Raw genomic sequence first — 22129 nt, 5'->3', positions numbered from 1 at the left:
CACGCCATCACCTACCGAGCCAGCGTCGTCCTCTGCGCCGTCATCGCCTGGCTACGCAAATAGGAGACACGCCCTAGTGCGCGGTGACGGGCAGCCTCCGCATGCGGACCGTTTCGCACGGGCAGGCCACGATCTGAGCGCATTGCTGGGTCGGAGCGCGGCATGAGCGACGGAGCGTTCCTCGGCCTGATCGCCGGCCTCGGACTGCTGTCGATCTGGTGGTCGCTGTGGGAGCAGGAGGACGCCGCCTCCCGGCGGGGGATCGTCGGGAGGGGGATGGACAGGCTTCGTGACGACCTGATCAAGGTCGGCCTCGACACGGTCCCACCCGCCGCTGTCCCGGCGCTCAGCATCGGACTGGGGTTGGTGGTGGCCGCTGCCCTGTGGGCCATCTCCGGCGCCGTCATCCCGTCACTGGCCATCGGGCTCGTCGCGTCGGTCCTGCCCGTCCTGGTGCTGCGCTCGGCGGCCCGGCGGCGCACCACGGCGATGCGGGAGGTGTGGCCCGAGGCGGTCGATCACATCAATTCCGCGATCCGGGCCGGGCTCTCGCTGCCGGAGGCTCTGGTGCAGCTCAGCCGGAAAGGTCCCGATGAGCTCCGCCCCGCCTTCTCCGAGTACGCCCTGGACTATCAGGCCAGCGGGGACTTCGCGGCATGTCTGGACCGTTTGAAGATCCGACTGGCGGATCCGATCGGAGACCGGATCGTCGAGGCGCTGCGCATCACCCGCGATGTCGGCGGCACGGATCTTGGCAGCTTGCTGCGCACCCTGTCCGCCTTCTTGCGTGAGGACGCCCGCACTCGGGCCGAGCTCGAGGCGCGCCAGTCCTGGACCGTCAACGCGGCCCGGCTGGCCCTGGCGGCCCCGTGGATCGTGCTGGCCCTGATGGCGACGCGGCCCCAGGCCGCTCAGGCCTACGACTCCGCGACCGGTCTGGTGCTGATCGCGGCCGGTGCCGTGGCCTCGCTGATCGCCTATCGCGTGATGCTCCTGATCGCGAGGCTGCCCCAGGACGAGAGGGTGCTGCGATGAGCCTCTCCGGCCCCTTGCTGGCGGGCACCGGCCTCGGTCTCCTGTGCGGAGTGGGGCTCTTTCTGATCCTGGGGCGGCTTCCCTGGCTGCGCTCGCGTGACCTCGGCGCCCGCGTGGATCCTTACCTTCGTCGCTCACGCTCCAGATCGCTGTTCGCGGCACCGCGGAGCACCAGTCAGCTGCGCCGGGTGCTCGAGAACCTGATGGGGCCGGTGGCCGTTCGCGTGCTCGGTCTTCTCGAGAGGCTCACGGGCGGAGCGGACCAGCTCGAACGCCGGCTGCGCCTGGCCGGACGGCGGACGTCCGTGGACTCCTTCCGCGTCGAACAGGTGGTCTTCGGGGCAGCCGGCCTGGTGCTCGGGGTCGTCCTCGCCGTGGCAGCGATCGCCCTGCGTGGCACCAGCCCGCTGATGGGCCTGCTCATCGTCGGTGTCGGTGCTCTGACGGGGGTGCTGCTGCGCGACTATCTCCTCGGGGCGGAGATCAAGCGGAGGGCGGCACGGATGGCACGGGAGTTCCCGACCGTCGCCGATCTGTTGGCGCTGGCCGTCGCGGCCGGGGAGAGTCCGATCGCGGCGATGGAACGCGTCGCCCGGACCTCGTCCGGCGCGCTGCCCGATGAGTTCGCGGCGACCGTCGCGGACATCCGAGCCGGCACCAGCGTGTCCCAGGCGCTCGCATCGCTGGGAGCCAGGACCCCGCTGGGGTCGCTCGGCCGCTTCGGCGAGGGCGTCTCGATCGCGATCGAACGCGGCACGCCGCTCGCGGATGTGCTCCGTGCCCAGGCGCAGGACGCTCGTGAGGAATCCAAGCGCGAACTCATGGAGACCGCTGGCCAGCGCGAGATCATGATGCTCGTCCCGGTCGTGTTCTTCGTCCTGCCCCTGGTGATCGTCTTCGCGATCTTCCCCGGTCTCGCCGTCCTGGAGATCACCCTGTGATCGCCCTCAGCCCGCCCCGTGCCCTCCCGTCCTCCCGTCCGAATCCGACCGACACGACCCGACCACCGGAATCCGATCCGGAACAATCGCCGAGGAGGCAGACATGACCGTCCACCGTTCCCGACTCCATCGCAGCACCCGGCGTCGCAGAGCCCTCCCCGGTCCCGAGCTGGGGCCACAGTTCCCAAAGCGGTCCTCCCTCACGCGGCGACTGCGGGTCCGTCTCGCCTCCGAGCAGGGTGATGTGCCCGGATGGGTCCTGATCACGTTGATGACCGCGGGCATCGTGGTGGCCCTCTGGGCCGTCGCCTCCGATCAGATCGTGCAGATCTTCCAGAATGCGATGGCACCGTTCCTCAACGGCAGCCTCTGAACCGCCAGTCATGCTGACGGGACGTGACCGCAGGCGCACTGTCGCAGGGCCGGCAGCTCGGCCGTCGCGTCCGGAGGACCGACGCCATCGGCGGGGACGGCTCCGTGGCGAGGACGGTTCGGCCGTCGCAGAGTTCCCGATGGTCGCAGTGCTGATCATCCTGATCGCGGTGATGATCGTCCAGGCGGCGCTCATCGTCCACACCCGCAACACGCTCGCGGACGCCGCGATCCAGGGGGCGTACCATGCCTCGCTGGTGGGGGCGTCGCCGCAGGACGGTGCCGCGCGCGCCGAACGGCTGATCGACGAACGCTTCGGAGGGCGGCTGGGTGCCGAGGCCACCTCGGTGCAGGGCCCGGACGGGGTCATCCGCGTCGAGGTGAGTGCCACCTTGCCGCTGGTGGGGCTGTTCGGTCCGGCCGGGGCGATGACGGTGCAGGGACGCGCGATCGACGAGGAGTCGTGGTGAACCGACGACGACCTCGCCCCGCGGAGCAGGCCATGAGCGGGGATCTTCGCGCCGAGAACGGCAACGCGCTCGTCGAATTCGTGGTGCTGTCCGCCGCGCTGCTCATTCCCTCCCTCTACCTCGTGCTCACCCTGGGCAACGTCCAGGCGGCCGTCTTCGCGGCGGACTCCATCTCCCGCGACGTGGCCCGGATCCACGCCACGGAATCTGACCCCGAGCTCGCGGTGGAGCAGATGGCACGGCACACCGACCTGATCCTCGAGGACCACGGCCTGCCGACGGGCGATGTCGTCACGCTCCACTGCACCGAGGATCCCTGCGCCACTCCGGGCGGGACCGTCACGGCTCAGGTGCGCATCCCCGTCCCCGTCCCCGGGCTCGGACCGGTGCTGGGGGAGACCGGCCCGGTGACCGTCGGTGCCGCCCATGCCGTGCAGGTCGACCAGTACCGGGAAGGACCCTGATGCACAGCCTGCTGCGCAGGCTCCGTGACCAGGTGCACGAAGCCCGCGGGTCGATGACGATCCTGACCACCGGAGTGCTGGTGGTCATCCTCATGGTGATCGCTGTCGGCACCGCGATCACCGGGGTGCAGCTCGAACGCAACGGCCTCCAGCACGCCGCGGACAGTGCGTCCCTCGCCGCAGCTCAGGCGGTCGATCCTGCGCGCCTCTACACCGCGGGTGAGGGCACCGCGATCCGCCCGAGGTCCGCCCGCGCCGCCGCCGAGGCGCAGCTGCGCGACTATCCGCACGAGACGACGCGCACCGAGGATATCGCCCTCGCCTCCCTCGCCGTCGACCCCGACGGCACCGTCCACGTGGTCCTCACCGCGCGCACGCACCCGCCCCTGGCAGGATGGTTCACGCGAGGGACGGGCACCGCCATCCCGCTGACCGTCGAAGGAGAGGCCCGCGCCCGATGACCCCCACCGTGCTGCTCGCCCCGGACAAGTTCAAGGGCACCCTCACCGCCGCGCAGGTGGTGGACGCTCTGCGCCGCGGCATCGCGCAGACCGCGCCGCAGCTGCGTGTGCTGTCCTGCCCCATCGCCGACGGCGGCGACGGCACCGTCGATGCTGCGTGCGCCGCTGGATTCGCCACCCGCACCACCACCGTCACCGGGCCCACCGGAGCGCCCCGCCTCGTGCGCTGGGCGCTGCAGGAGGACGTGGCGGTGCTGGAGCTCGCCGAGACCGTCGGCCTTGATGCCCTGCCCGGGGGAGAGCTCGCCCCGCACGCCGCCTCCACCCGGGGGCTCGGCGAACTGATGCATGCCGCGATCGATGCCGGTGCCCGTACTCTCCTGGTGGGTCTCGGCGGCAGCGCCTCCACCGACGCCGGAGCCGGCCTGCTCCAGGGCCTCGGCGCCCAGCTGCGCGCCACCGATGGCACCGACCTCGGCCCTGGCCTGAGCGGACTGGGGGCCCTCGCGACCGCGGACCTCGGCGCCGCGCGCGCCGTCCTCGACGGCGTCACCGTGATCGCGGCCAACGATGTCACCAATCCGCTGCTCGGCCCCGAGGGGGCGGCCGCCGTCTACGGTCCCCAGAAGGGTCTTGCCGCTGCGGAGATCTCGGCAGCCGATGAGGTCCTCGCCGCCGCGGCCCGCATCCTGGACCCCTCCGGCGCCCACCGTGACCGGCCCGGCGCAGGTGCTGCCGGCGGCACCGGGTTCGGTCTCTTCCTGCTCGGCGCCGCACAGCGCTCGGGCGCCGACGCGGTGTTCGAACTGGTCGGTGTCGACGCACTGCTGGCCCAGGCCGATGTGGTGGTCACCGGCGAAGGGAAGCTCGACGCCCAGACCCTGCAGGGCAAGGGGCCTGCAGAGGTGGCCCGTCGGGCCCGGGAGCGCGGACTGCCGGTCGCCGCTGTCGCCGGGGTGATCACCCTCGGAGCGCAAGAGCTGGGGAGCGCCGGGATCGATGACGCGTGGGATCTCACCTCCCGCGCCGGCTCCACGCGTCGCGCGCTCGAGGAGGGCGAGAAGCTGCTGGTCGAGATCGGTCGCGACCTCGGCACCTGGCTGCGGGAGCCAACCGGGAACGACACCGTGACGGGCGGTTGATCCCGTGCGGAGAGCGGCGGGGGCATGCGGCGCGCACCGGGGGCCCAGGGCCCTGCCGTAGACTCTCGCCTCGTGGCTTCCATCGACTTCTCCGCAGAGATCACCCAGCTCCGCTCGACCCTGTCCTCCATCGAACAGGTGACGGACATCGAGGCGCTCGACGCCAAGATCGCCGACCTCGAGCAGCAGGCCTCCGCGCAGAACCTGTGGGACGACGTCGACAACGCCCAGAAGGTCAGCGCCGCGCTCTCGCACGCCCAGTCCGAGCGTCGCCGTATCAGCGAGCTCGCCTCCCGCGTCGAGGACCTCGAGGTGATGGTCGAGCTGGCTGCTGAGGAGGACGATGCAGACACCCTGCAGGAGGCCGAGGAGGAGCTGGTCAGCATCCACAAGACCCTCGACGAGCTCGAGGTGCGCACCCTGCTGGCCGGGGAGTACGACGAGCGGGACGCCGTGGTCACGATCCGCGCCGGTGCCGGCGGCGTCGACGCCGCGGACTTCGCCGAGATGCTGATGCGCATGTACCTGCGCTGGGCCGAGCGGCACGGCTACGCCTCGAAGGTCATGGACACCTCCTACGCGGAGGAGGCCGGGCTGAAGTCGGTCACCTTCCAGATCTCCGCGCCCTACGCCTACGGCACCCTGTCCGTCGAGGGCGGCACCCACCGCCTGGTGCGTATCAGCCCCTTCGACAACCAGGGCCGCCGCCAGACCTCCTTCGCGGCGGTCGAGGTGATCCCGCTGATCGAGACCACCGATGCGATCGAGATCCCGGAGAACGACCTCAAGGTCGACGTGTTCCGCTCCTCGGGCCCCGGCGGCCAGTCGGTCAACACCACCGACTCCGCCGTGCGCATGACCCACCTGCCCTCCGGCACCGTGGTCTCCATGCAGGACGAGAAGTCCCAGATCCAGAACCGTGCCGCGGCGCTCCGCGTGATGCAGTCCCGGCTGCTGCTGCTGAAGAAGGCCGAGGAGGCCGCCGAGCGGAAGGAGCTCGCGGGCGACGTCAAGGCCAGCTGGGGCGATCAGATGCGTTCCTACGTGCTGAACCCGTACCAGATGGTCAAGGACCTGCGCACCGAGCACCAGGAGGGCAACCCCTCCTCGGTGTTCGACGGTGAGATCGACGAGTTCATCGATGCCGGCATCCGCTGGCGCGCCGAACAGGGCAAGTCCGACAGCTGATCAACGTGCTGCGAGCGTGCGAGCGGTAGGCGATCAGGCTCGGAGGGCGCTGCTGATCAACGTGCTGCGAGCCGACGTGACTGGAGGCACGCACCCTTGACCAGGTTTTGACCCGGACGCTGTCCACAGGAGAGTCGATTCCGGTGCCTGCGCCCCTACGCTGGGCGGGAAAGACATCCCCGATGTGACAGGCACCCGTGATCCGTTTCGACGACGTCACCAAGACGTACATGCGTGGACAGCACCCCGCAGTGGAGAATCTCGACATCGAGTTCACCCGCGGGGAGTTCGTGTTCCTGGTGGGGGCCTCCGGCTCGGGCAAGTCGACGCTGATGCGGATGGTCCTCAAGGAGGTCGCTCCCACCCGCGGCACCGTGTACGTGGCCGGCAAGGATCTCTCGCGCATCCCGTCGTGGAAGGTTCCTGCGCTGCGGCGCGACATCGGGATGGTGTTCCAGGACTTCCGCCTGCTGCCCTCGAAGACGGCGTACCAGAACATCGAGTTCGCTCTCGCCGTGATCGGCACCCCGCGCAAGGTGGTGCGCCGCCTGGTGCCCGAGATGCTCGAGATGGTGGGCCTGGAGGACAAGGGCAAGCGGCTCCCGCACGAGCTGTCCGGCGGCGAGCAGCAGCGCGTGGCGATCGCCCGCGCCTACGTCAACCGGCCCTCGATCCTGCTGGCCGACGAACCCACGGGCAACCTCGACCCGGCCACCGCCGGTGGCATCCTCGACCTCCTCGCGGAGATCAACGAGCGCGGCACCACCGTGGTCATGGCCACCCATGACCGCACGGCCGTGGACCGGATGCATCGCCGCGTGGTGGAGATGGTCGCCGGGCTGGTGGTGCGCGACGAGGAGCGCGGAACCTACGCGACCCCGGCCCCGGTGAGCGTCATCTCCGGGAACCTTCCCGACGACTCCGGTCATCGCGAGGAGCATCCGCTGGAGGACCCGCAGGACGGCCCGGGCCCCGACGGGACGACCGCCGAGTCGTCCTCGGCGGCGGACGGCTCCCGGGGGGACCTCGCTGTCGCGGAGGGGGCCGGCTCGGCCTCGTCGCCGGACGACGTGCTCGAGGAGGACCTCATCGACGAGCGCGAGTCCCTCCAGGTCCGGGATGAGGAGTTCTTCGTCGAGGACGCCTTCGCCGAGGAGCCCGTCGTGAACGGCCCCTCCCTGGACGAGCCCGAGGGGGAGCGGCGATGAGGGCGCGGTACATCCTCGGAGAGATCTTCACCGGACTGTGGCGCAACATCGCGATGGTCATCTCCGTCGTGATCGTCACGGCGGTCTCGCTGACCTTCGTCGGCACCGGGGCGGTGATGCAGAAGCAGATCATGGACATGAAGTCGACGCTGGTCGAGCAGTCTCAGGTGACGATCTTCCTGTGTTCCCCGCATTCCACGGCCGCGTCCTGCGCCGGCGGCGCGGCGACCGACGCCACGATCGACTCCGTGCGCGAGGCTCTCGATGACGATGTGCTCGCCCCCTACATCGCCTCCTCCTCGGAGCGCTCCCAGGAGGAGGCGCTGGAGATCTATCAGGAGCAGTTCGAGGGGGAGAGCTTCGTCTCGAACTTCACCGCGGAGGACATGCCGGTCTCCTTCCACATCACGCTCAAGAACGCCGACGACTCCGCCGCAGTGGTCGAGTTCTTCCAGGGCCGGGATGGGGTCGACGAGGTCACCGACCTGCTCAGCACCTTCGCCCCCTTCATCGATGTGCTCAACCAGTCCACGATGTTCGCCCTGGGGCTGGCGGTGCTGATGCTGATCGCCGCCCTGCTGCTGGTGGCGACCACCATCCGCATGTCGGTCGCCGGGCGCCGTCGTGAGATCGCGATCATGCGACTGGTCGGGGCCTCGAACCTGTTCATCCGCCTGCCCTTCCTGCTGGAGGGGGCCGTCGCCGCGATCATCGGGGGCGTCATCGCCTCCGGCATGCTCTGGGTGGGTCTGCACTACATTGTGGAGGGATGGCTCGCGCCCACGCTCGGCGAGCAGCTGATCACGGTGGGCACCGTCGACCTCCTGTGGGCCGCCCCGCTGCTGGTCATCCTCGGAGGCGTCCTGTCCATCGCCTCGTCCGTCATCTCCCTCAACCGCTATCTGAAGGTATGAGCATGGTCCTCAACAGCCTGCGCCGTCCCCTGTGCATCCTCGCCGCCGCCCTGGTGGCGCTGCCGATGCTGGTCGCGCCGATGTCCCCGGCCTCGGCGGACGGCTCCAAGGAGGACAAGATCGCCGAGCGCGAAGAGGTCGATCGACAGCTGGAGGACCTGCGTATCGAGCTGAGCGACGTCAGCGAGGATCTCTCCGAGACCTATCTCGCGCTCGCGGAGACGGAGCTGCTGATCCCGCAGGCTCAGGAGGATCTCGAGGAGGCCCAGCGAGAGCTCGAGGCCGCCCGCGAGGAGGACCGCATCATCGGCGAGCGGCTCGCTGCGGCACAGGCCGAGGAGGAGCGCCTCTCCGGGGAGGTCGAAGAGGGCCAGGAGGAGGTGGACACGAGCAGCGAGGAGCTCGCCTCGGTGGCGCTGAACGCCTACAAGGGCGGCGGGGTCCCGAACCCGTCCACGGTCTACATCGGCAACGCCTCACCGCAGGATGCCGTCGACCGCTCCATGAACTACCGCCTCACGATGGCTTCGCAGGGCACCCGTCTGGACACTCTGCGCATGGATCAGGCGGTCACCGAGAACTCCGCGGAGCGGCTGGTCGCGGTGCGGGAGGAGATCGATCAGCTGAAGATCGATTCCGAGAAGGCGGTCGAGCGCACCGAGAAGGCGGAGCGGGAGGCCTCCGAGGCCAAGCAGGCGCTGGATGCTCTCTATGAGACGCAGAAGACGCAGCGTGAAGCTCTCGAGGCCAAGAAGGCGAAGTACGAGGGCGATGTCTCGACGCTGGAGACCCGCAGCTCCACGCTCGACACCGAGATCCAGGAGCTGGCGCGCCAGGAGCGGGAGCGTGCGGAGCGCGAGGCCCGTGAGCGTGAGGCGCGCGAACGCCAGCAGCGCCAGCAGAACCAGCAGCAGAGCACCGGCGGCGGTGGGTCTTCGAGCGGCTCCTCGAGCTCGTCCAGCGGCTGGGTCCATCCCGTCAACGCCCGGCTCAACTCGAACTTCGGCTGGCGCGTCCACCCCATCTACGGCACCCGCAAGCTCCACGCCGGGGTCGACTTCCCGGCCGCCGGCGGGACGCCGGTGGGAGCCGCCCACTCGGGCCGCGTCATCGCCCGGACCTACAACAGCGGCGCCGGCAACAAGATCATCCTCAGCCACGGCATCATCAACGGGCACCTGGTCACCACGTCGTACCACCACCTGCAGGGATACGCCCTGCCGGTCGGAGCACAGGTCTCGGCCGGCACCACCGTCGGCTACGTGGGCACCACCGGGTCCTCGACGGGCTACCACCTCCACTTCGAGGTCCACGAGGACGGCAACGCCGTCAACCCGGCCAACTACATCTGAGCAGCCTGCCCGCTCCTGACGCCGTCGGCGAAAACAGCTCGCGGCCGATGGTGACCACCGCGTAAGCTGGCCATCCGGTCGCCGGACGCACCTGGACCATGTGCTGACCGCGACGAACACACCGCGACGAACGACAGGAGGGACCCGATGTCGGCGAAGAAGAAGGCCGCGAAGAAGGCCGCCGCGGACGACGGGCCCCCGAAGAAGCTCATCGCCTCGAACAAGCGCGCCCGGCACGACTACTACATCGACCAGACCTGGGAAGCAGGAATCGTCCTCAGCGGGACGGAGGTGAAGTCCCTGCGCGACCGCGGCGCCTCCCTGATCGACGGGTACTGCTACATCGAGGGCGGCGAGGTGTGGATGGACAACGCCCACATCGCCCCGTACGTGAAGGGCACCTGGACGAACCACGCCGCCCGGCGCAAGCGCAAGCTCCTGCTGCACAAGGTCGAGATCGAGAAGCTCGCCAGCAAGTCCCGCGAGAAGGGCTTCACCATCGTGCCGATGGAGATGTACTTCCTGGGCTCCCACGCCAAGGTGGTCATCGGGCTGGGCCGTGGCAAGAAGGAATGGGACAAGCGCCAGACCCTGCGGGAGAAGCAGGATCTCCGCGAGGCACAGCGCGCCATGCGTCGGCGCGAGCTGGCCTGACGGCGCCAGCGGCGCTCAGACCGCGAGATCCTGCCGGGCGAGCCGGGCGAGTGTCTGGCGGCTCGAGGCGAGCACCTGGTCGGCGGCCACGCCGAGGTGCTCACGCATGAACAGCGCCCGACGGGCATCCTCCAGGGCCTCCTGCCAGCGGTGAGCCGCCGCCTCGCGCCGACCGTCCCGGTGCTCGGCCTGTGCGTGCTCGAACCGGCACTTCGCCCGGTGCTGGAACACCGCGGCCAGCACCGACATCGACGAGGGGGAGGTGGGGTCCTCGAGCCCGGTCTCCTCGGCGGCCAGGTCCAGCTGCTCCTCGGCGGCCACGAACGCCCCCTGCCACTGCAGCACGTGGGCGTACCGGGCACGGCGCACCGCGCGCATCACGGGGGAGAGACCCTCCGCGGCGAGGGCCAGCCGCCCGGCGATCGCCGCATCGTCGAGCCGACCGAGCATCCGCAGATAGCCGACCGTCCGTGGATCCTGCGGATGCTGCGCGCACCAGCGGGCCAGGGCCGAGGGGTCCGAGACCTGTTCGCGCAGCGTCTCGTCATCGACGGTGACGTGGATGCCTGCGGCCTCGAAACTGCTCACGGAGCCATCCTCTCCCCTCGGCGGGACCGGGTCCAGGAACTGGCTCTTCGCCGTGAGCTGAGGGATACTCGCTTCAGTTCCTCTGCCGGGAGGGGTAGACTCGAAGCATGACGCCCGGGGAGACCCGCCGTCAGTGGGTGTTTGACAATTGAAGAGTGAGTGCACGGACAGTCCTGAGGGACTGTCGAGAGTCTGTTCTGCATACCCACGCCAGGGGCCGATCGGTTTCGACGGTAGTTGTCCAGCAAGGGGAAGCGGGCCGAGAAGCCAGAGTCATCTCGTAAACGTTCTCTGGAAACCAATAAGTGCCGAACCTAAGCGCACTGACTTCGCTCTCGCTGCCTGATCAGCGTTAGCAGTCTGGAACCCCGGGAGTGCTCCTGACCCGGATCGTTCCATCATCTAAGGAGCCACTGCTGCCGACCCTCGTCATCGGGGAAGGATGAACACCTCAGAGTGACTGAGTCCGTCGACGACGCGTTCGCACGAGCGTCGGGACTGAGAAAACGTTACTGCGAACTGCGCCCGGAGAAGCCCTCGCTCCGCACTATCGGACGCGGGTTCGATTCCCGCCGGCTCCACCACTGCACTCACCATGAGAAGCCCCCTCACCTGCGCTGATGCGTAGGGGAGGGGGCTTCTCGCATTGTCGGCACGGTGCTCCTCCTCGGCGCGCGGGAAGGAACGGGCAGGCCACAGGCCGCATCGCCTCATCGCCGTCATCTCGATGCGGGCCGCACCGGTCCCGTCCTCCGTGTCGTGACGGCGAGCAGGTTTGCCGAGCGGTCCCGCCGCCCGTACGGTAGCCGGATGACCGGCGTGCCGCGTGTCGCTCCTGCCCCACCTCCCGCTGACCTTCCTGTCGACCTGCGTCGCATCGAACTGCTGTGCGCGCGGCTCCGCCCGGAGGACGGGGTCGAGCTGGAGCGCGTCGACTGGGCGATCGGGAAGCTGCCGCGTGCCGAGGGCTGGGACAACGCGCTGTGGCCGGTCGGGCGACTCGGCGGGCATCAGCTCGTGCTGCGCGTCGCACGCCGCGAGGCCTCACGTGCGCTGCTGGCCCGGGAGGTCACGGTGCTGCGGAGACTGCGGGGGCTGGGGACACAGCTGCCGATGAAGGTGCCGACGGTGCTGGCCACCCAGGACGATGCGGTGCTGGTGCCCTGGATCGACGGGGTCACCGCAGCGGAGGCGGGCCCGGAGGTGCGCCTCGGGACCGCGCAGGCGCTCGCCCGCATGCTGGCGACGCTCCACTCCGGGCCGGGGCCCGAGGTGGGCCACAACCCGGTGCGCGGGGTGCCGCTGTCGACGCGGGCCGCGGCCTTCGACGCCGATCTGGATCGCGCCGCCCTGGACCCGGACCTCAAGCACCGGGCCGAGACCCGCTGGCGGACCGGGCTCGCGGCTGCCCTGTGGGACGGGCGGGAGCTGCTGCTGCACGGGGACCCCCACCCGGGCAACGTCGTGGTCCCGGCACCCGGCGCGCACGGAGGGGCCACGCTCATCGATTGGGGGGACACCACCCGGGGCGACCCGGCGAGCGATCTGGGGGGACTGCTGCTCCATGCGCCGTCGGCCCAGCTGCTGACCGCCTACCGGGAGGCGGCCGCGTGGACCGGGATCGACGAGGAGGCGGTCTGGGAAGCGCTGGAAGCCCGGGCCTGGGCCTGGGCGACCCGGCTGGCGCTCCTGCTGATCACCGCCTACCCACCCGAGCACGAGCTGGGGTCGGCCGGCCACCGGCTCCTGACCAGCTGACGCCCGGGCCACGTAGAGTGGGGTCGCCATGACCACGCCCTCCCCGACGCCCGACCCGGCCACCCCCGCCCCGCCCCAGGCCTCCGGCCCGCGCCTCACCTATCCGGGGGATCTGCCCGTCTCCCAGCGCCGGGAGGACATACAGGCCGCGATCCGCGAGCACCAGGTGGTGGTCATCGCCGGCGCCACCGGATCGGGCAAGACCACCCAGATCCCCAAGATGCTGCTCGAGCTCGGCTATGGCCGAGGCGGGAGGCTGATCGGCCACACCCAGCCCCGGCGGATCGCCGCCCGCTCGGTCGCCCAGCGCATCGCCAGCGAGCTCGGCGAGAAGCTGGGGGAGGGAACGGTCGGCTTCCAGGTCCGCTTCACCCGCGAGACCGGCCGCGGCACCCGACTCAAGCTGATGACCGACGGCATCCTGCTGGCCGAGATCGGCCGCGACCGCCTGCTGAAGCGCTACGACGCGATCATCATCGACGAGGCCCACGAACGCTCGCTGAACATCGACGTGATCATGGGGTACCTGCGCCAGATCCTGCCCCAGCGTCCGGACCTGAAGATCATCATCACCTCGGCGACCATCGATCCCGAGCGCTTCGCAGAGCACTTCGGCCGTCACCTTCCCACGGGGGAGCGGGAGCCCGCGCCGATCATCGAGGTCTCCGGCCGCACCTATCCCGTCGAGATCCGCTACCGGCCGCTGGTGCTGGAACCGGAGGTCGATGAGGACGACGAGCTCGAGGACATCCACTCCATCGAGCGCGACCTCACCCAGGCGATCACCGATGCGGTGGACGAGCTCGCGGCCGAGGGCCCCGGGGACATGCTCGTGTTCCTTCCCGGCGAGCGGGAGATCCGCGAGATCTCCGAGGCGCTGACCACCCATCTGGACCGGGGCACGAAGGGCCGCTCCGCCCTGCCGGTCGAGGTGCTGCCACTGTTCGGTCGCCTCTCCGCCCAGGACCAGCAGAAGATCTTCTCGCCGCCGAAGGCCGGCACCTACCGCCGCATCATCCTGTCCACCAACGTCGCCGAGACCTCGCTGACCGTGCCCGGCATCGCCTATGTGATCGATTCCGGGCTGGCCCGCATCTCCCGCTACTCCCAGCGCACCAAGGTGCAGCGACTGCCGATCGAACCCATCTCCCAGGCCAGCGCGAACCAGCGCTCCGGCCGCTCCGGTCGCACCGCCCCGGGCATCGCGATCCGGCTGTACTCCGAGGAGGACTTCGAGGGCCGGCCCGAGTTCACCGAGCCGGAGATCCTGCGCACCGCGCTCGCCTCCGTGGTGCTGCTGATGACCTCGCTGGGGCTCGGGGACGTGGAGTCCTTCCCCTTCGTGCAGCCGCCCGCGAGCCGCGCGATCACCGACGGCGTGCGCCTGCTGGACGAGCTCGGGGCGATCGAGGACGCTCCGCGCGCACCGGGCGGGCGCCGGCTCACCCGCGTGGGCCGCACCCTCGCGCGCTTCCCCCTGGATCCGCGGATGGCGCGCATGCTCATCGAGGCCCATCGCCTGGGCGCCCTGCGCGAGGTGCTGATCATCGTCGCCGCGATGTCGATCCAGGACCCCCGCGAGCGACCGCTGGGCCAGGAGCAGCAGGCCAAGGAGAAGCACAAGCGCTTCGAGGACGAGACCAGCGACTTCCTCGCCTATCTGAACCTCTGGAACCACCTCCAGGCCCGGCGCAAGGCGCTGTCCAACTCGGCGTTCCGCCGCGAGGTGCGCTCCGAGCACCTCCACTACCTGCGGATCCGCGAGTGGTGGGATCTGCACTCGCAGCTGCGGGACATGGCCAAGGACGTGGATCTCTCCCTGGGCGACACCGATGCCTCCCCGCAGGCGATCCACCAGGCACTGCTGGCCGGGCTGCTCTCCCACGTCGGCCTCCAGGACGACCGCACCCGGGAGTACGCCGGTGCCCGCGGGGCCCGCTTCGCGCTGTGGCCCGGCTCGGCACTGGCCAAGAAGCGCCCCGACTACGTGATGGTCGCCGAACTGGTGGAGACCTCCCGGCTGTGGGGCCGCACCGCCGCTCGGATCGACCCGGCCTGGGCGGAGGAGACCGGCTCCCACGTCGTCAAGCGCACCCATTCCGCCCCGCACTGGTCCTCGAAGCAGGCCTCCGCGATGGCGCATCAGAAGGTGACCCTGTACGGGGTGCCGATCGTCGCCGACCGCGTCGTGGGCTACGGACGCATCGATCCCGAGGCCGCCCGCGAGATCTTCCTCCAGCACGCCCTGATCGAAGGGGACTGGCGCACCCGCCACCACTTCTTCCGCGACAACCAGGCGCTGATCACGGAGCTCGAGGAGCTCGAGGCCAAGACCCGGCGCCGCGACCTGCTGATCTCGGACGAGCAGCTGTTCCGCTTCTACGACGAGCGGATCCCCGCCTCCGTCGTCTCCGGTCGCCATTTCGACACCTGGTGGAAGACGCAGCGTCACGAGACCCCGGACCTGCTCACCCTCACCGAACAGGATCTGCTGGCCGCCGACGAGGGGGTCGCCGAGGCGATCGCCGCCGAGTTCCCGGACACCTGGGTGCAGGGGGACATCACGCTGCCGCTGAGCTACTCCTTCGGCACGGTGGGGGCGAAGGGCACCGACGGCGTCACCGCCACCGTCCCCCTCGCAGTGCTGAACCGACTGGAGCCCCGCGGCTTCGACTGGCTCGTCCCCGGTATGCGCGAGGAGCTGGTCACCGAGCTGATCCGCTCCCTGCCCAAGCCGATCAGGCGCCACCTGGTGCCCGCCCCGGAGCGGGCCAAGGCGGTGGCCGCGACGCTGCACGACGATGACCCCGATGCAGGGGAGCTCTTCCTCGAAGCGGTCGCCGATGAGCTGGTCGCCCTGCCGGGCGTCCCGGAGGACCTGCCGCTGTACGGCCCCGAGTTCGACACCGCGAGGCTGCCCGCGCACCTGCGGATGCACTTCCGGGTGGTGGACGACGAGGGACGGGAGATCGGTGCGGGCGACGAGCTGGAGCAGCTCAAGGCCCGGCTGAAGAAGCGGGTGGACGCCTCGGTCTCCACCCGCGCCGATTCCCTCGCCCGCACGGACCTGCCCGGGTTCCCCGCCGAGGGGGTGCCGGCGGTGCACGAGTCCACCGTCGGCGGGCTGAAGGTCACCGGCTATCCGGCCCTGGTCGCGCGCCGGGGTGAGGACGGCCGGCTGACGCAGGTGGACCTGGCGGTGCTCGCCACCGCTGACGAGCAGGCGCTCGCGCACCGCGAGGGCGTCATCGCGCTGCTGGACCGGGATCTCGGTGCCGATCTGGGAGCGGTGCTGAACGCCCTGCCCAACCCCACCAAGCTCGCCGTCGCGGGCTCGGACTACGCCTCCACCGCGGCGCTGCTCGCGGACGCCTCGCGGGCGGCGACCGTGCACCTGGCCGGCACCGCCGAGGTGCGCACCGCGGCGGAGTACGAGGCGCTGCTGGAGCAGGTGCGCAGCGGCCACGACGCCCTCGCCGCCCAGGCGGTGAAGGACGCCGCGGCGGCGCTCGCCACCTCCGCCAAGCTCCACAAGGAGCTCTCCCGGGCACCCTCGCTCTCCGTGCTGTCCCATCTCACGCAGATCCGCGAGCATGCGGCCTCCCTGCTGGGGGACGGGTTCATCTCCCGCACCGGCATCGATCACCTCCCGGACCTGCGCCGCTACCTCGAGGCCGACGCGATCCGCCTGGACAAGCTGCCCGGTTCTCCCCGCCGCGACGAGCAGCTCGCCTGGCAGATCGGGGACATCACCCGGCACTGGGCCACGCAGCGGGCGAAGCTGTCCGCCCGCCGGAGGGCGGAGCCCGACGCGCGCGAGATCGACTGGCTCCTGGAGGAGTTCCGGGTGAGCCTGTTCGCCCAGACCCTGGGCACCAGGCAGACGGTCTCGGACAAGCGGATCCGCTCGGCGATCGCCGCGCTCGGATAGAGACGGTCGGCGCCCGGGTCGTGGCGCACGGCACGACCGCGATGTCTGCGAGGTCACGCGACAGAACTTTTACCTGCCGCGGTGGCAGGCCGGGGCCGAGCCGCGCCGGAGCCGGTCTCCCGGGACTGCCGCGGAGCGACGACCGGCCACGATACGAGGCTCGTGCAGCTCGGCGGCCCGGCGGGGACGGGTCATGGTCGGGGCAAGAGCGGCACCCTGCCCAGCCCCGCAGCGCTGCGGCTGTGACCTGGACCCTTCCCGCGCCGTGACCACTTCGTTACTTTGGCACGGCCCGGGACGACCGGGCAGCTCCCGACGCCCCGGAACCGAAGGAACCTGCCTCATGGCCTCCGTCGCCCCCGCCCGCACCCGCTCCCCGTTCTCCCGTCGCCGGCTGTTGGCCACCGGCGCCCTCGGCCTTGCCGCAGCGGCCACGCTCGGCGCCGTCGCACCGGCCTCCGCCGCCCTGCTCGGCGACGGAGATCTCGATGCCGAGGAGAGCGCGCAGTGGACCGAGGAGTTCCTGACCCGGCCCGAGACCCGAGAGGGCTTCGTGCTGGACGCGATGGACGACTGGCAGGTCGCGAATGCGAAGTTCATCATCGCGGTGGTCAAGGGGCACCGGCTGGGCGAGGAGGTCGCTGTGATCGCGCTGATCACCGCGATCGTCGAAGCGTGGCTGTACAACTACGAGCCGGCCGTGGACGCGGACTCCGGCGGCCTGTTCCAGCAGCGTCCCTCGATGGGCTGGGGCACCTACGACCAGGTGCGGCACAAGAAGCACGCGCTCGACGCCTTCCTCGGCCGCGGGGAGCACTCCCAGGCCCCGGGACTGCTGCAGGCCGTCCCGGACGTCGCCGCCTGGGAGCCCGGCGCCGCCGCGCAGGCCGTGCAGGCCTCCGCACACCCGGAGCGCTACACCGAGCTGGTCGGCGCGGCGCGCGAGATCTGGCAGCGCTTCGCGGACGACGTCGAGCCGTACTCCGCCTGAGCACCGCGGCGGCTGGCGCCTCCCGGGGCCCGGGGGCATCCGCGGAGCCGTCCCCGGGACCGGGGCGCCGGCCGCGTCCTGTGCCCGCAGGCCCTTCCGGATCGTTAAGCTGTGGAGCATGTCACCGATGCCATCCGTGAGTTACTCCATCACGATCCGACTCGAGTTCGCCGCCCGCTCCGCCGCGGTCAGCGACATCACCGCCCGCATCGAGAGCCATGGGGCCACGGTCACCGCGCTCGATGTCTCCGCCTCCGGACCGGAGCGCATGCGTGCGGACATCACGGTCCTCACCGCGGGCCACGATCACGCGATGGAGGTCGTCGACGACATCCGCGAGCTCGACGGCGTCGAGCTCGGCAAGGTCTCGGACCGCACCTTCCTGGCGCACCTCGGGGGAAAGCTCACCGTCGAGTCGAAGCTCCCGATCCGCCACCGCGACGATCTCTCGATGATCTACACGCCGGGCGTGGCCCGGGTGGTGAAGGCGATCGCCGAGAACCCCGAGGACGCCCGCCGCCTGACCATCAAGCGCAATACGGTCGCGGTGGTCTCGGACGGCTCCGCGATCCTGGGTCTGGGCGACCTCGGACCGCTCGCCGCGATGCCGGTGATGGAGGGCAAGGCCGCGCTGTTCAAGCGCTTCGCGAACATCGACGCCTTCCCGATCTGTCTGGACGCGCACTCGGTCGACGACATCGTCGCGCACGTCAAGGCGATCGCCCCGGTCTTCGCGGGCATCAATCTCGAGGACATCTCCGCGCCGCGCTGCTTCGAGATCGAGGACCGGCTGCGCGCCGAGCTCGACATCCCGGTCTTCCACGATGACCAGCACGGCACCGCGATCGTCGTCGTCGCCGCGCTGCGGAATGCTCTGCGCGTGGTCGAGAAGGACATCGAGTCCGCCCGCATCGTGCTCTCCGGCGCAGGGGCCGCCGGCACCGCGATCCTGCGCCTGCTGCGCGCCGCCGGCGCCCGCGACGTGGTCGTCACCGACGTCGACGGCATCGTCCACGAACATCGCGAGCAGCTCGAGGGGCGTCTGCCCTGGATCGCGGAGGTGACCAATTCCCGCGAGCTCACCGGCACCCTGGCCGACGCCGTCGCCGGCGCCGATGTGTTCATCGGGGTCAGCGCCGGCAACATCCTCACCGCCGAGGACGTCGCGACCATGGCGGACCGCTCCGTCGTGTTCGCCATGGCCAATCCGACCCCGGAGATCGATCCCGCCGAGGCGGTCAAGCACGCCGAGGTCGTCGCCACCGGGCGCAGCGACTTCGCCAACCAGATCAACAACGTGCTCGCCTTCCCCGGGGTGTTCCGCGGACTGCTGGATGCCCATGCCACCCGGGTCAGCGACCGGATGCTGCTGGCGGCGGCGAAGGCGCTCGCCGACGTGGTCTCCGCGGACGAGCTCAACCCCACCTACATCGTCCCCAGCGTGTTCCACGAGGGTGTGACCAAGGCCGTCGCGAGCGCGGTCGAGAAGGTCGCCCGGGAGGAGGCCGGGACGGTCGACACCATCACCGGCGCCATGCCCGCCGTCTACGCCGACGAGATCACCCTGGAGGGCTGAGCGGACTCTCGCCTCAGCGAGGACGGCGCGCACCGGAGGGTGGGCGCCGTCCTGGGGCGCGGGTGACGCGTCGGTGCCGGGACCGCGTCGACGAGGCGCCCCTCAGCGGCGACCCTCTGCGACCGATTCCGGATCGGCCTCGGATTCCGGAGCACGAACGGACGAGGCCCGCCGCAGACGCTCCCCGATCCACAACCCGATCCCGAGCGCGATGCCGACCACATCGAACAGGATGTCCACCCCGTCGCCGCTGCGCTGGGGGAGGGCCACCAGCTGCACCAGCTCGATCAGCAGCGCATGCCCGAGCGCGACGACGACGATCCAGCCCATCGGGAACCGTCTCCGCGGCGCCAGCAGCCGGCCGGCGGTGAACACGGTCAGGGCGAACACCAGCAGATGCACGGCCTTGTCGAGGTGGGGCACGCCCGTGCCCGGCATGCTCGCCGGTAGTGAGGGCAGGTAGAAGCCGATGTTCAGCAGCAGCGCGACGGCCAGCAGGCCGGCCCGCCCTGCGAGCGAGCCACCCATCCGGCCGATCTCGTCAGGCAGGCGGCGGAGGAAGTCGACGACAGCGTCCATGGGGAGCATTGTCTCAGCGCCGCGACCCGCAGGGCGGGAGGCAGGGCCGATGACCGACGGGACGGGGGCCGGTAAACTCGAGTCATCACGTCACCGATCCAGGGAGCAGTCATGTCCTCCACGTCCGATCCATCCCGGGTGGACCCCTACAGCGACGATCCGGGCGCCGGCCCCGGCGGCACCGCGGTGCTGGACCGGGAGCTGCAGGAGCAGGAGCAGAAGACCGACGACGGCGACCACGACCGGTTCGCCCACTACGTGCGCAAGGACAAGGTCACCCAGGCCGCCCTCGGCGGCACCCCGGTGATCGCGCTGTGCGGCAAGGTATGGGTGCCCGGACGCGATCCCGAGAAGTATCCGGTCTGCCCGGAGTGCAAGGAGATCTACGAGGGATTCCGCGAACCCAACGACGGCGGGGACGGCGCGGGCGGTTCCGGGCAGGGAGGCTCCGGCAAGGGCGGCGGCTTCCGCGGCTTCTTCGGCGGGCGCCGCTGAGCTCGCGCCGGGCGCCGGCGGCACCTCCGGCGCGCGGGGACTTCCTCACATCGGACCCGCCGGCGGGTCGTCACCCGTCGGCGGTACGGTGGTTCTCGCTGTGAACACGACCCCCTCCCTCTTCTCCACCAGCGACCCCCGCCAGCCCTCCGAGGCGGCCGCGCGGTCGCTGCCCGTCGCGTACCCCGAGCGCGCCGCGTGGGGCACCGTCTCCAAGCTCCGTGCCTGGCAGGCCGAGGCTCTCGAGCTGTACCGTGACCGCGCCCCCAAGGACTTCCTGACGGTCGCGACCCCCGGGGCCGGCAAGACCACCTTCGCGCTGCAGATCGCCGCAGGGCTGCTCGCCGAGGGCACCGTCCGTCGGATCACCGTGGTGGCCCCGACCGAGCATCTGAAGACCCAGTGGGCCGACGCCGCCGCCCGGGTCGGCATCTCCCTGGACCCGAACTTCTCCAATGCCCAGGGCGCTCATGGCTCCCATTTCCAGGGCGTCGCGGTGACCTATACCCAGGTCGGCATGCATCCGGCGCTGCACCGCGCCCGTACCGAGGCCGACCGCACGCTGGTGATCCTCGACGAGATCCACCACGCGGGCGACGCCCGCACCTGGGGCGACGGCGTGCGCGACGCCTTCGACCCGGCCACGCGCCGACTGGCCCTGACCGGCACCCCGTTCCGCTCCGACGATTCACAGATCCCCTTCGTCACCTACGAGGAGGACGGCGAAGGCTTCCTGCGCTCGAAGGCGGACTTCACCTACGGCTATGGCGAGGCGCTGCGCGACCACGTGGTGCGCCCGGTGCTGTTCATGACCTACTCGGGGCGCATGCACTGGCGCACCAAAGCGGGGGACGAGGTCTCCGCGCAGCTCGGTGCGCTGGAGACCAAGGACATCACCCAGCAGGCCTGGCGCACCGCGCTGGATCCCCGGGGGGAGTGGATCCAGTCCGTCCTCTCCGCCGCCGATCGGCGCCTCACCGAGGTGCGCCGCCACGTGCCCGACGCCGGCGGACTGGTCATCGCCACCGATCAGAAGGCTGCCCGCTCCTACGCCGAGACCCTCCAGGACATCACCGGACAGGCGCCCACCGTGGTCCTCTCCGATGATGTCGGGGCCGGCCAGCGGATCGAGGCGTTCGCGGAGTCCGAGGACCGTTGGATGGTGGCGGTGCGCATGGTCTCCGAGGGCGTGGACGTGCCGCGACTGGCCGTGGGCGTCTACGCCACCTCCACCTCCACCCCGATGTTCTTCGCCCAGGCCGTCGGTCGCTTCGTGCGCTCGCGGACCCGCGGCGAGACCGCGAGCGTCTTCCTGCCCACGGTGCCGATCCTGATGGGGCACGCCGCCGAGATGGAGGCCGAGCGCGATCACGTGCTGGATCGCCGTCCGAAGGCGGGCGATGAGGAGACCGGGCTCGACGAGAGCCTCATCGAGCAGGCGAACCGGCCCGAGCAGGCCGCCGATCAGCTGGAGATGAGCTTCGAGGCGCTCGAGTCCGAGGCGTCCTTCGACCGGGTCCTGTTCGACGGCGGCGAGTACGGCGCCGGCGGCACGATCGGCTCCGAGGACGAGCAGGAGTTCCTCGGCATCCCGGGGCTGCTGGACGCCGACCAGATGCGCACCGTGCTGCAGCAGCAGCAGGCCCAGCAGCAGGCCAGGCGCCAGCAGAACAGCCATGCGAACACGCCGGTCACGCCCGGCGTCGTCGATCACCGCCAGCTGATGGACCTGCGCAAGGAGCTCAGCACGCTGGTCTCCGCCTGGGCGAAGAAGTCCGGCGCCCCGCACGGCTCGGTGCACAACACGCTGCGCAGTCGCAGCGGGGGACCGGCCGTCGCCCAGGCCAGCGCCGAGCAGATCCAGGAGCGGATCGGGATCGTGCGCGGCTGGTTCGTCGGCCGCCGCTGACCATTGCGTGCCCGTAGCGGGCGGGCATGGTCGACTGCTGGCGGGTGAGCGGCCTCTATGCCACTGCTGCCGCAGAGGTCGCCCCTGCGCCAGTGACCGAC

General features: G+C 70.7%; 20 protein-coding genes and 1 other RNA gene. 19 read left to right on the top strand and 2 right to left on the bottom strand.

Features of this window, described 5'->3' with window-relative positions; all coding sequences use genetic code 11:
• Nucleotides 1–162: 162 nt before the first annotated feature.
• From ACHUEU_RS14670 to smpB, 12 genes are all read left to right on the top strand, one after another.
• The gene (locus ACHUEU_RS14670) at nucleotides 163–1035 is read left to right on the top strand and encodes a type II secretion system F family protein (protein ID WP_394216867.1); all 873 of its coding nucleotides are present in this window, start codon (nucleotides 163–165) and stop codon (nucleotides 1033–1035) included.
• Nucleotides 1032–1976, top strand: coding sequence for a type II secretion system F family protein (locus ACHUEU_RS14665; protein ID WP_394216866.1), 945 nt, complete (start codon nucleotides 1032–1034; stop codon nucleotides 1974–1976). Before ACHUEU_RS14670 ends, ACHUEU_RS14665 begins: the two co-directional genes overlap by 4 nt.
• Before the next feature lie 103 nt (nucleotides 1977–2079).
• Nucleotides 2080–2349, top strand: coding sequence for a hypothetical protein (locus ACHUEU_RS16495; protein WP_463454941.1), 270 nt, complete (start codon nucleotides 2080–2082; stop codon nucleotides 2347–2349).
• Nucleotides 2315–2818 (top strand): TadE family protein, encoded by a 504-nt coding sequence (locus ACHUEU_RS14660; RefSeq protein ID WP_394216865.1) that lies wholly within the window; start codon nucleotides 2315–2317, stop codon nucleotides 2816–2818. The genes ACHUEU_RS16495 and ACHUEU_RS14660 overlap by 35 nt, the downstream gene beginning before the upstream one ends.
• A 32-nt stretch (nucleotides 2819–2850) precedes the next feature.
• Nucleotides 2851–3282 (top strand): hypothetical protein, encoded by a 432-nt coding sequence (locus tag ACHUEU_RS14655; protein ID WP_394216864.1) that lies wholly within the window; start codon nucleotides 2851–2853, stop codon nucleotides 3280–3282.
• Entirely contained in the window at nucleotides 3282–3743 is a 462-nt protein-coding gene (locus ACHUEU_RS14650; RefSeq protein WP_394216863.1) for a pilus assembly protein TadG-related protein, read from the top strand. Before ACHUEU_RS14655 ends, ACHUEU_RS14650 begins: the two co-directional genes overlap by 1 nt.
• The gene (locus ACHUEU_RS14645; protein ID WP_394216862.1) at nucleotides 3740–4885 is read left to right on the top strand and encodes a glycerate kinase; all 1146 of its coding nucleotides are present in this window, start codon (nucleotides 3740–3742) and stop codon (nucleotides 4883–4885) included. The genes ACHUEU_RS14650 and ACHUEU_RS14645 overlap by 4 nt, the downstream gene beginning before the upstream one ends.
• Before the next feature lie 72 nt (nucleotides 4886–4957).
• Complete coding sequence (prfB, locus tag ACHUEU_RS14640) at nucleotides 4958–6073, top strand: peptide chain release factor 2 (RefSeq protein ID WP_394216861.1); 1116 nt, start codon at nucleotides 4958–4960, stop codon at nucleotides 6071–6073.
• A gap of 197 nt (nucleotides 6074–6270) precedes the next feature.
• Nucleotides 6271–7281 (top strand): cell division ATP-binding protein FtsE, encoded by a 1011-nt coding sequence (ftsE, locus tag ACHUEU_RS14635; RefSeq protein ID WP_394216860.1) that lies wholly within the window; start codon nucleotides 6271–6273, stop codon nucleotides 7279–7281.
• On the top strand, nucleotides 7278–8195 hold the full coding sequence (gene ftsX / locus ACHUEU_RS14630) for a permease-like cell division protein FtsX (RefSeq protein WP_394216859.1): 918 nt from the start codon (nucleotides 7278–7280) through the stop codon (nucleotides 8193–8195). Before ftsE ends, ftsX begins: the two co-directional genes overlap by 4 nt.
• A 2-nt stretch (nucleotides 8196–8197) precedes the next feature.
• A complete protein-coding gene (locus ACHUEU_RS14625) occupies nucleotides 8198–9547 on the top strand; it encodes a peptidoglycan DD-metalloendopeptidase family protein (protein ID WP_394216858.1) in 1350 nt (449 codons plus the stop codon).
• A 147-nt stretch (nucleotides 9548–9694) separates the two neighbouring features.
• Nucleotides 9695–10201, top strand: coding sequence for an SsrA-binding protein SmpB (gene smpB, locus ACHUEU_RS14620; protein WP_394216857.1), 507 nt, complete (start codon nucleotides 9695–9697; stop codon nucleotides 10199–10201).
• 15 nt (nucleotides 10202–10216) lie between these two features.
• On the opposite strand, the gene ACHUEU_RS14615 is transcribed toward smpB, so the two are convergent.
• Entirely contained in the window at nucleotides 10217–10789 is a 573-nt protein-coding gene (locus ACHUEU_RS14615) for a hypothetical protein (RefSeq protein WP_394216856.1), read from the bottom strand.
• A gap of 213 nt (nucleotides 10790–11002) precedes the next feature.
• Between ACHUEU_RS14615 and ssrA the strand changes: the two genes are divergently transcribed.
• From ssrA to ACHUEU_RS14590, 5 genes are all read left to right on the top strand, one after another.
• Nucleotides 11003–11373: a transfer-messenger RNA gene (gene ssrA, locus ACHUEU_RS14610) on the top strand.
• Between the two features lie 226 nt (nucleotides 11374–11599).
• Nucleotides 11600–12547 (top strand): phosphotransferase, encoded by a 948-nt coding sequence (locus ACHUEU_RS14605; protein WP_394216855.1) that lies wholly within the window; start codon nucleotides 11600–11602, stop codon nucleotides 12545–12547.
• Nucleotides 12548–12575: 28 nt separating this feature from the next.
• Nucleotides 12576–16478, top strand: a complete 3903-nt coding sequence (gene hrpA, locus ACHUEU_RS14600; protein WP_394216854.1) for an ATP-dependent RNA helicase HrpA — start codon at nucleotides 12576–12578, stop codon at nucleotides 16476–16478.
• A gap of 343 nt (nucleotides 16479–16821) precedes the next feature.
• The gene (locus ACHUEU_RS14595) at nucleotides 16822–17469 is read left to right on the top strand and encodes a hypothetical protein (RefSeq protein WP_394216853.1); all 648 of its coding nucleotides are present in this window, start codon (nucleotides 16822–16824) and stop codon (nucleotides 17467–17469) included.
• A gap of 118 nt (nucleotides 17470–17587) precedes the next feature.
• Nucleotides 17588–19045, top strand: a complete 1458-nt coding sequence (locus ACHUEU_RS14590; RefSeq protein ID WP_394216852.1) for an NAD-dependent malic enzyme — start codon at nucleotides 17588–17590, stop codon at nucleotides 19043–19045.
• 102 nt (nucleotides 19046–19147) lie between these two features.
• Here ACHUEU_RS14590 and ACHUEU_RS14585 read toward each other — a convergent pair whose 3' ends face one another.
• Nucleotides 19148–19624, bottom strand: a complete 477-nt coding sequence (locus ACHUEU_RS14585) for a VanZ family protein (RefSeq protein WP_394216851.1) — start codon at nucleotides 19622–19624, stop codon at nucleotides 19148–19150.
• A gap of 111 nt (nucleotides 19625–19735) precedes the next feature.
• Here ACHUEU_RS14585 and ACHUEU_RS14580 point away from each other — a divergent pair, with 111 nt between their 5' ends.
• On the top strand, nucleotides 19736–20119 hold the full coding sequence (locus ACHUEU_RS14580) for a DUF3039 domain-containing protein (RefSeq protein WP_394216850.1): 384 nt from the start codon (nucleotides 19736–19738) through the stop codon (nucleotides 20117–20119).
• A 100-nt stretch (nucleotides 20120–20219) separates the two neighbouring features.
• A complete protein-coding gene (locus ACHUEU_RS14575; RefSeq protein ID WP_394216849.1) occupies nucleotides 20220–22028 on the top strand; it encodes a DEAD/DEAH box helicase in 1809 nt (602 codons plus the stop codon).
• Nucleotides 22029–22129 lie beyond the last annotated feature (101 nt).

It is taken from the genome of Brachybacterium vulturis (assembly GCF_043641765.1).
In the GTDB taxonomy this organism is placed as follows: Bacteria; Actinomycetota; Actinomycetes; order Actinomycetales; family Dermabacteraceae; genus Brachybacterium; species Brachybacterium vulturis_A.
The sequence above is the reverse complement of the archived record's forward strand: the minus strand, read 5'-3'. Positions and strand labels throughout refer to the sequence as shown.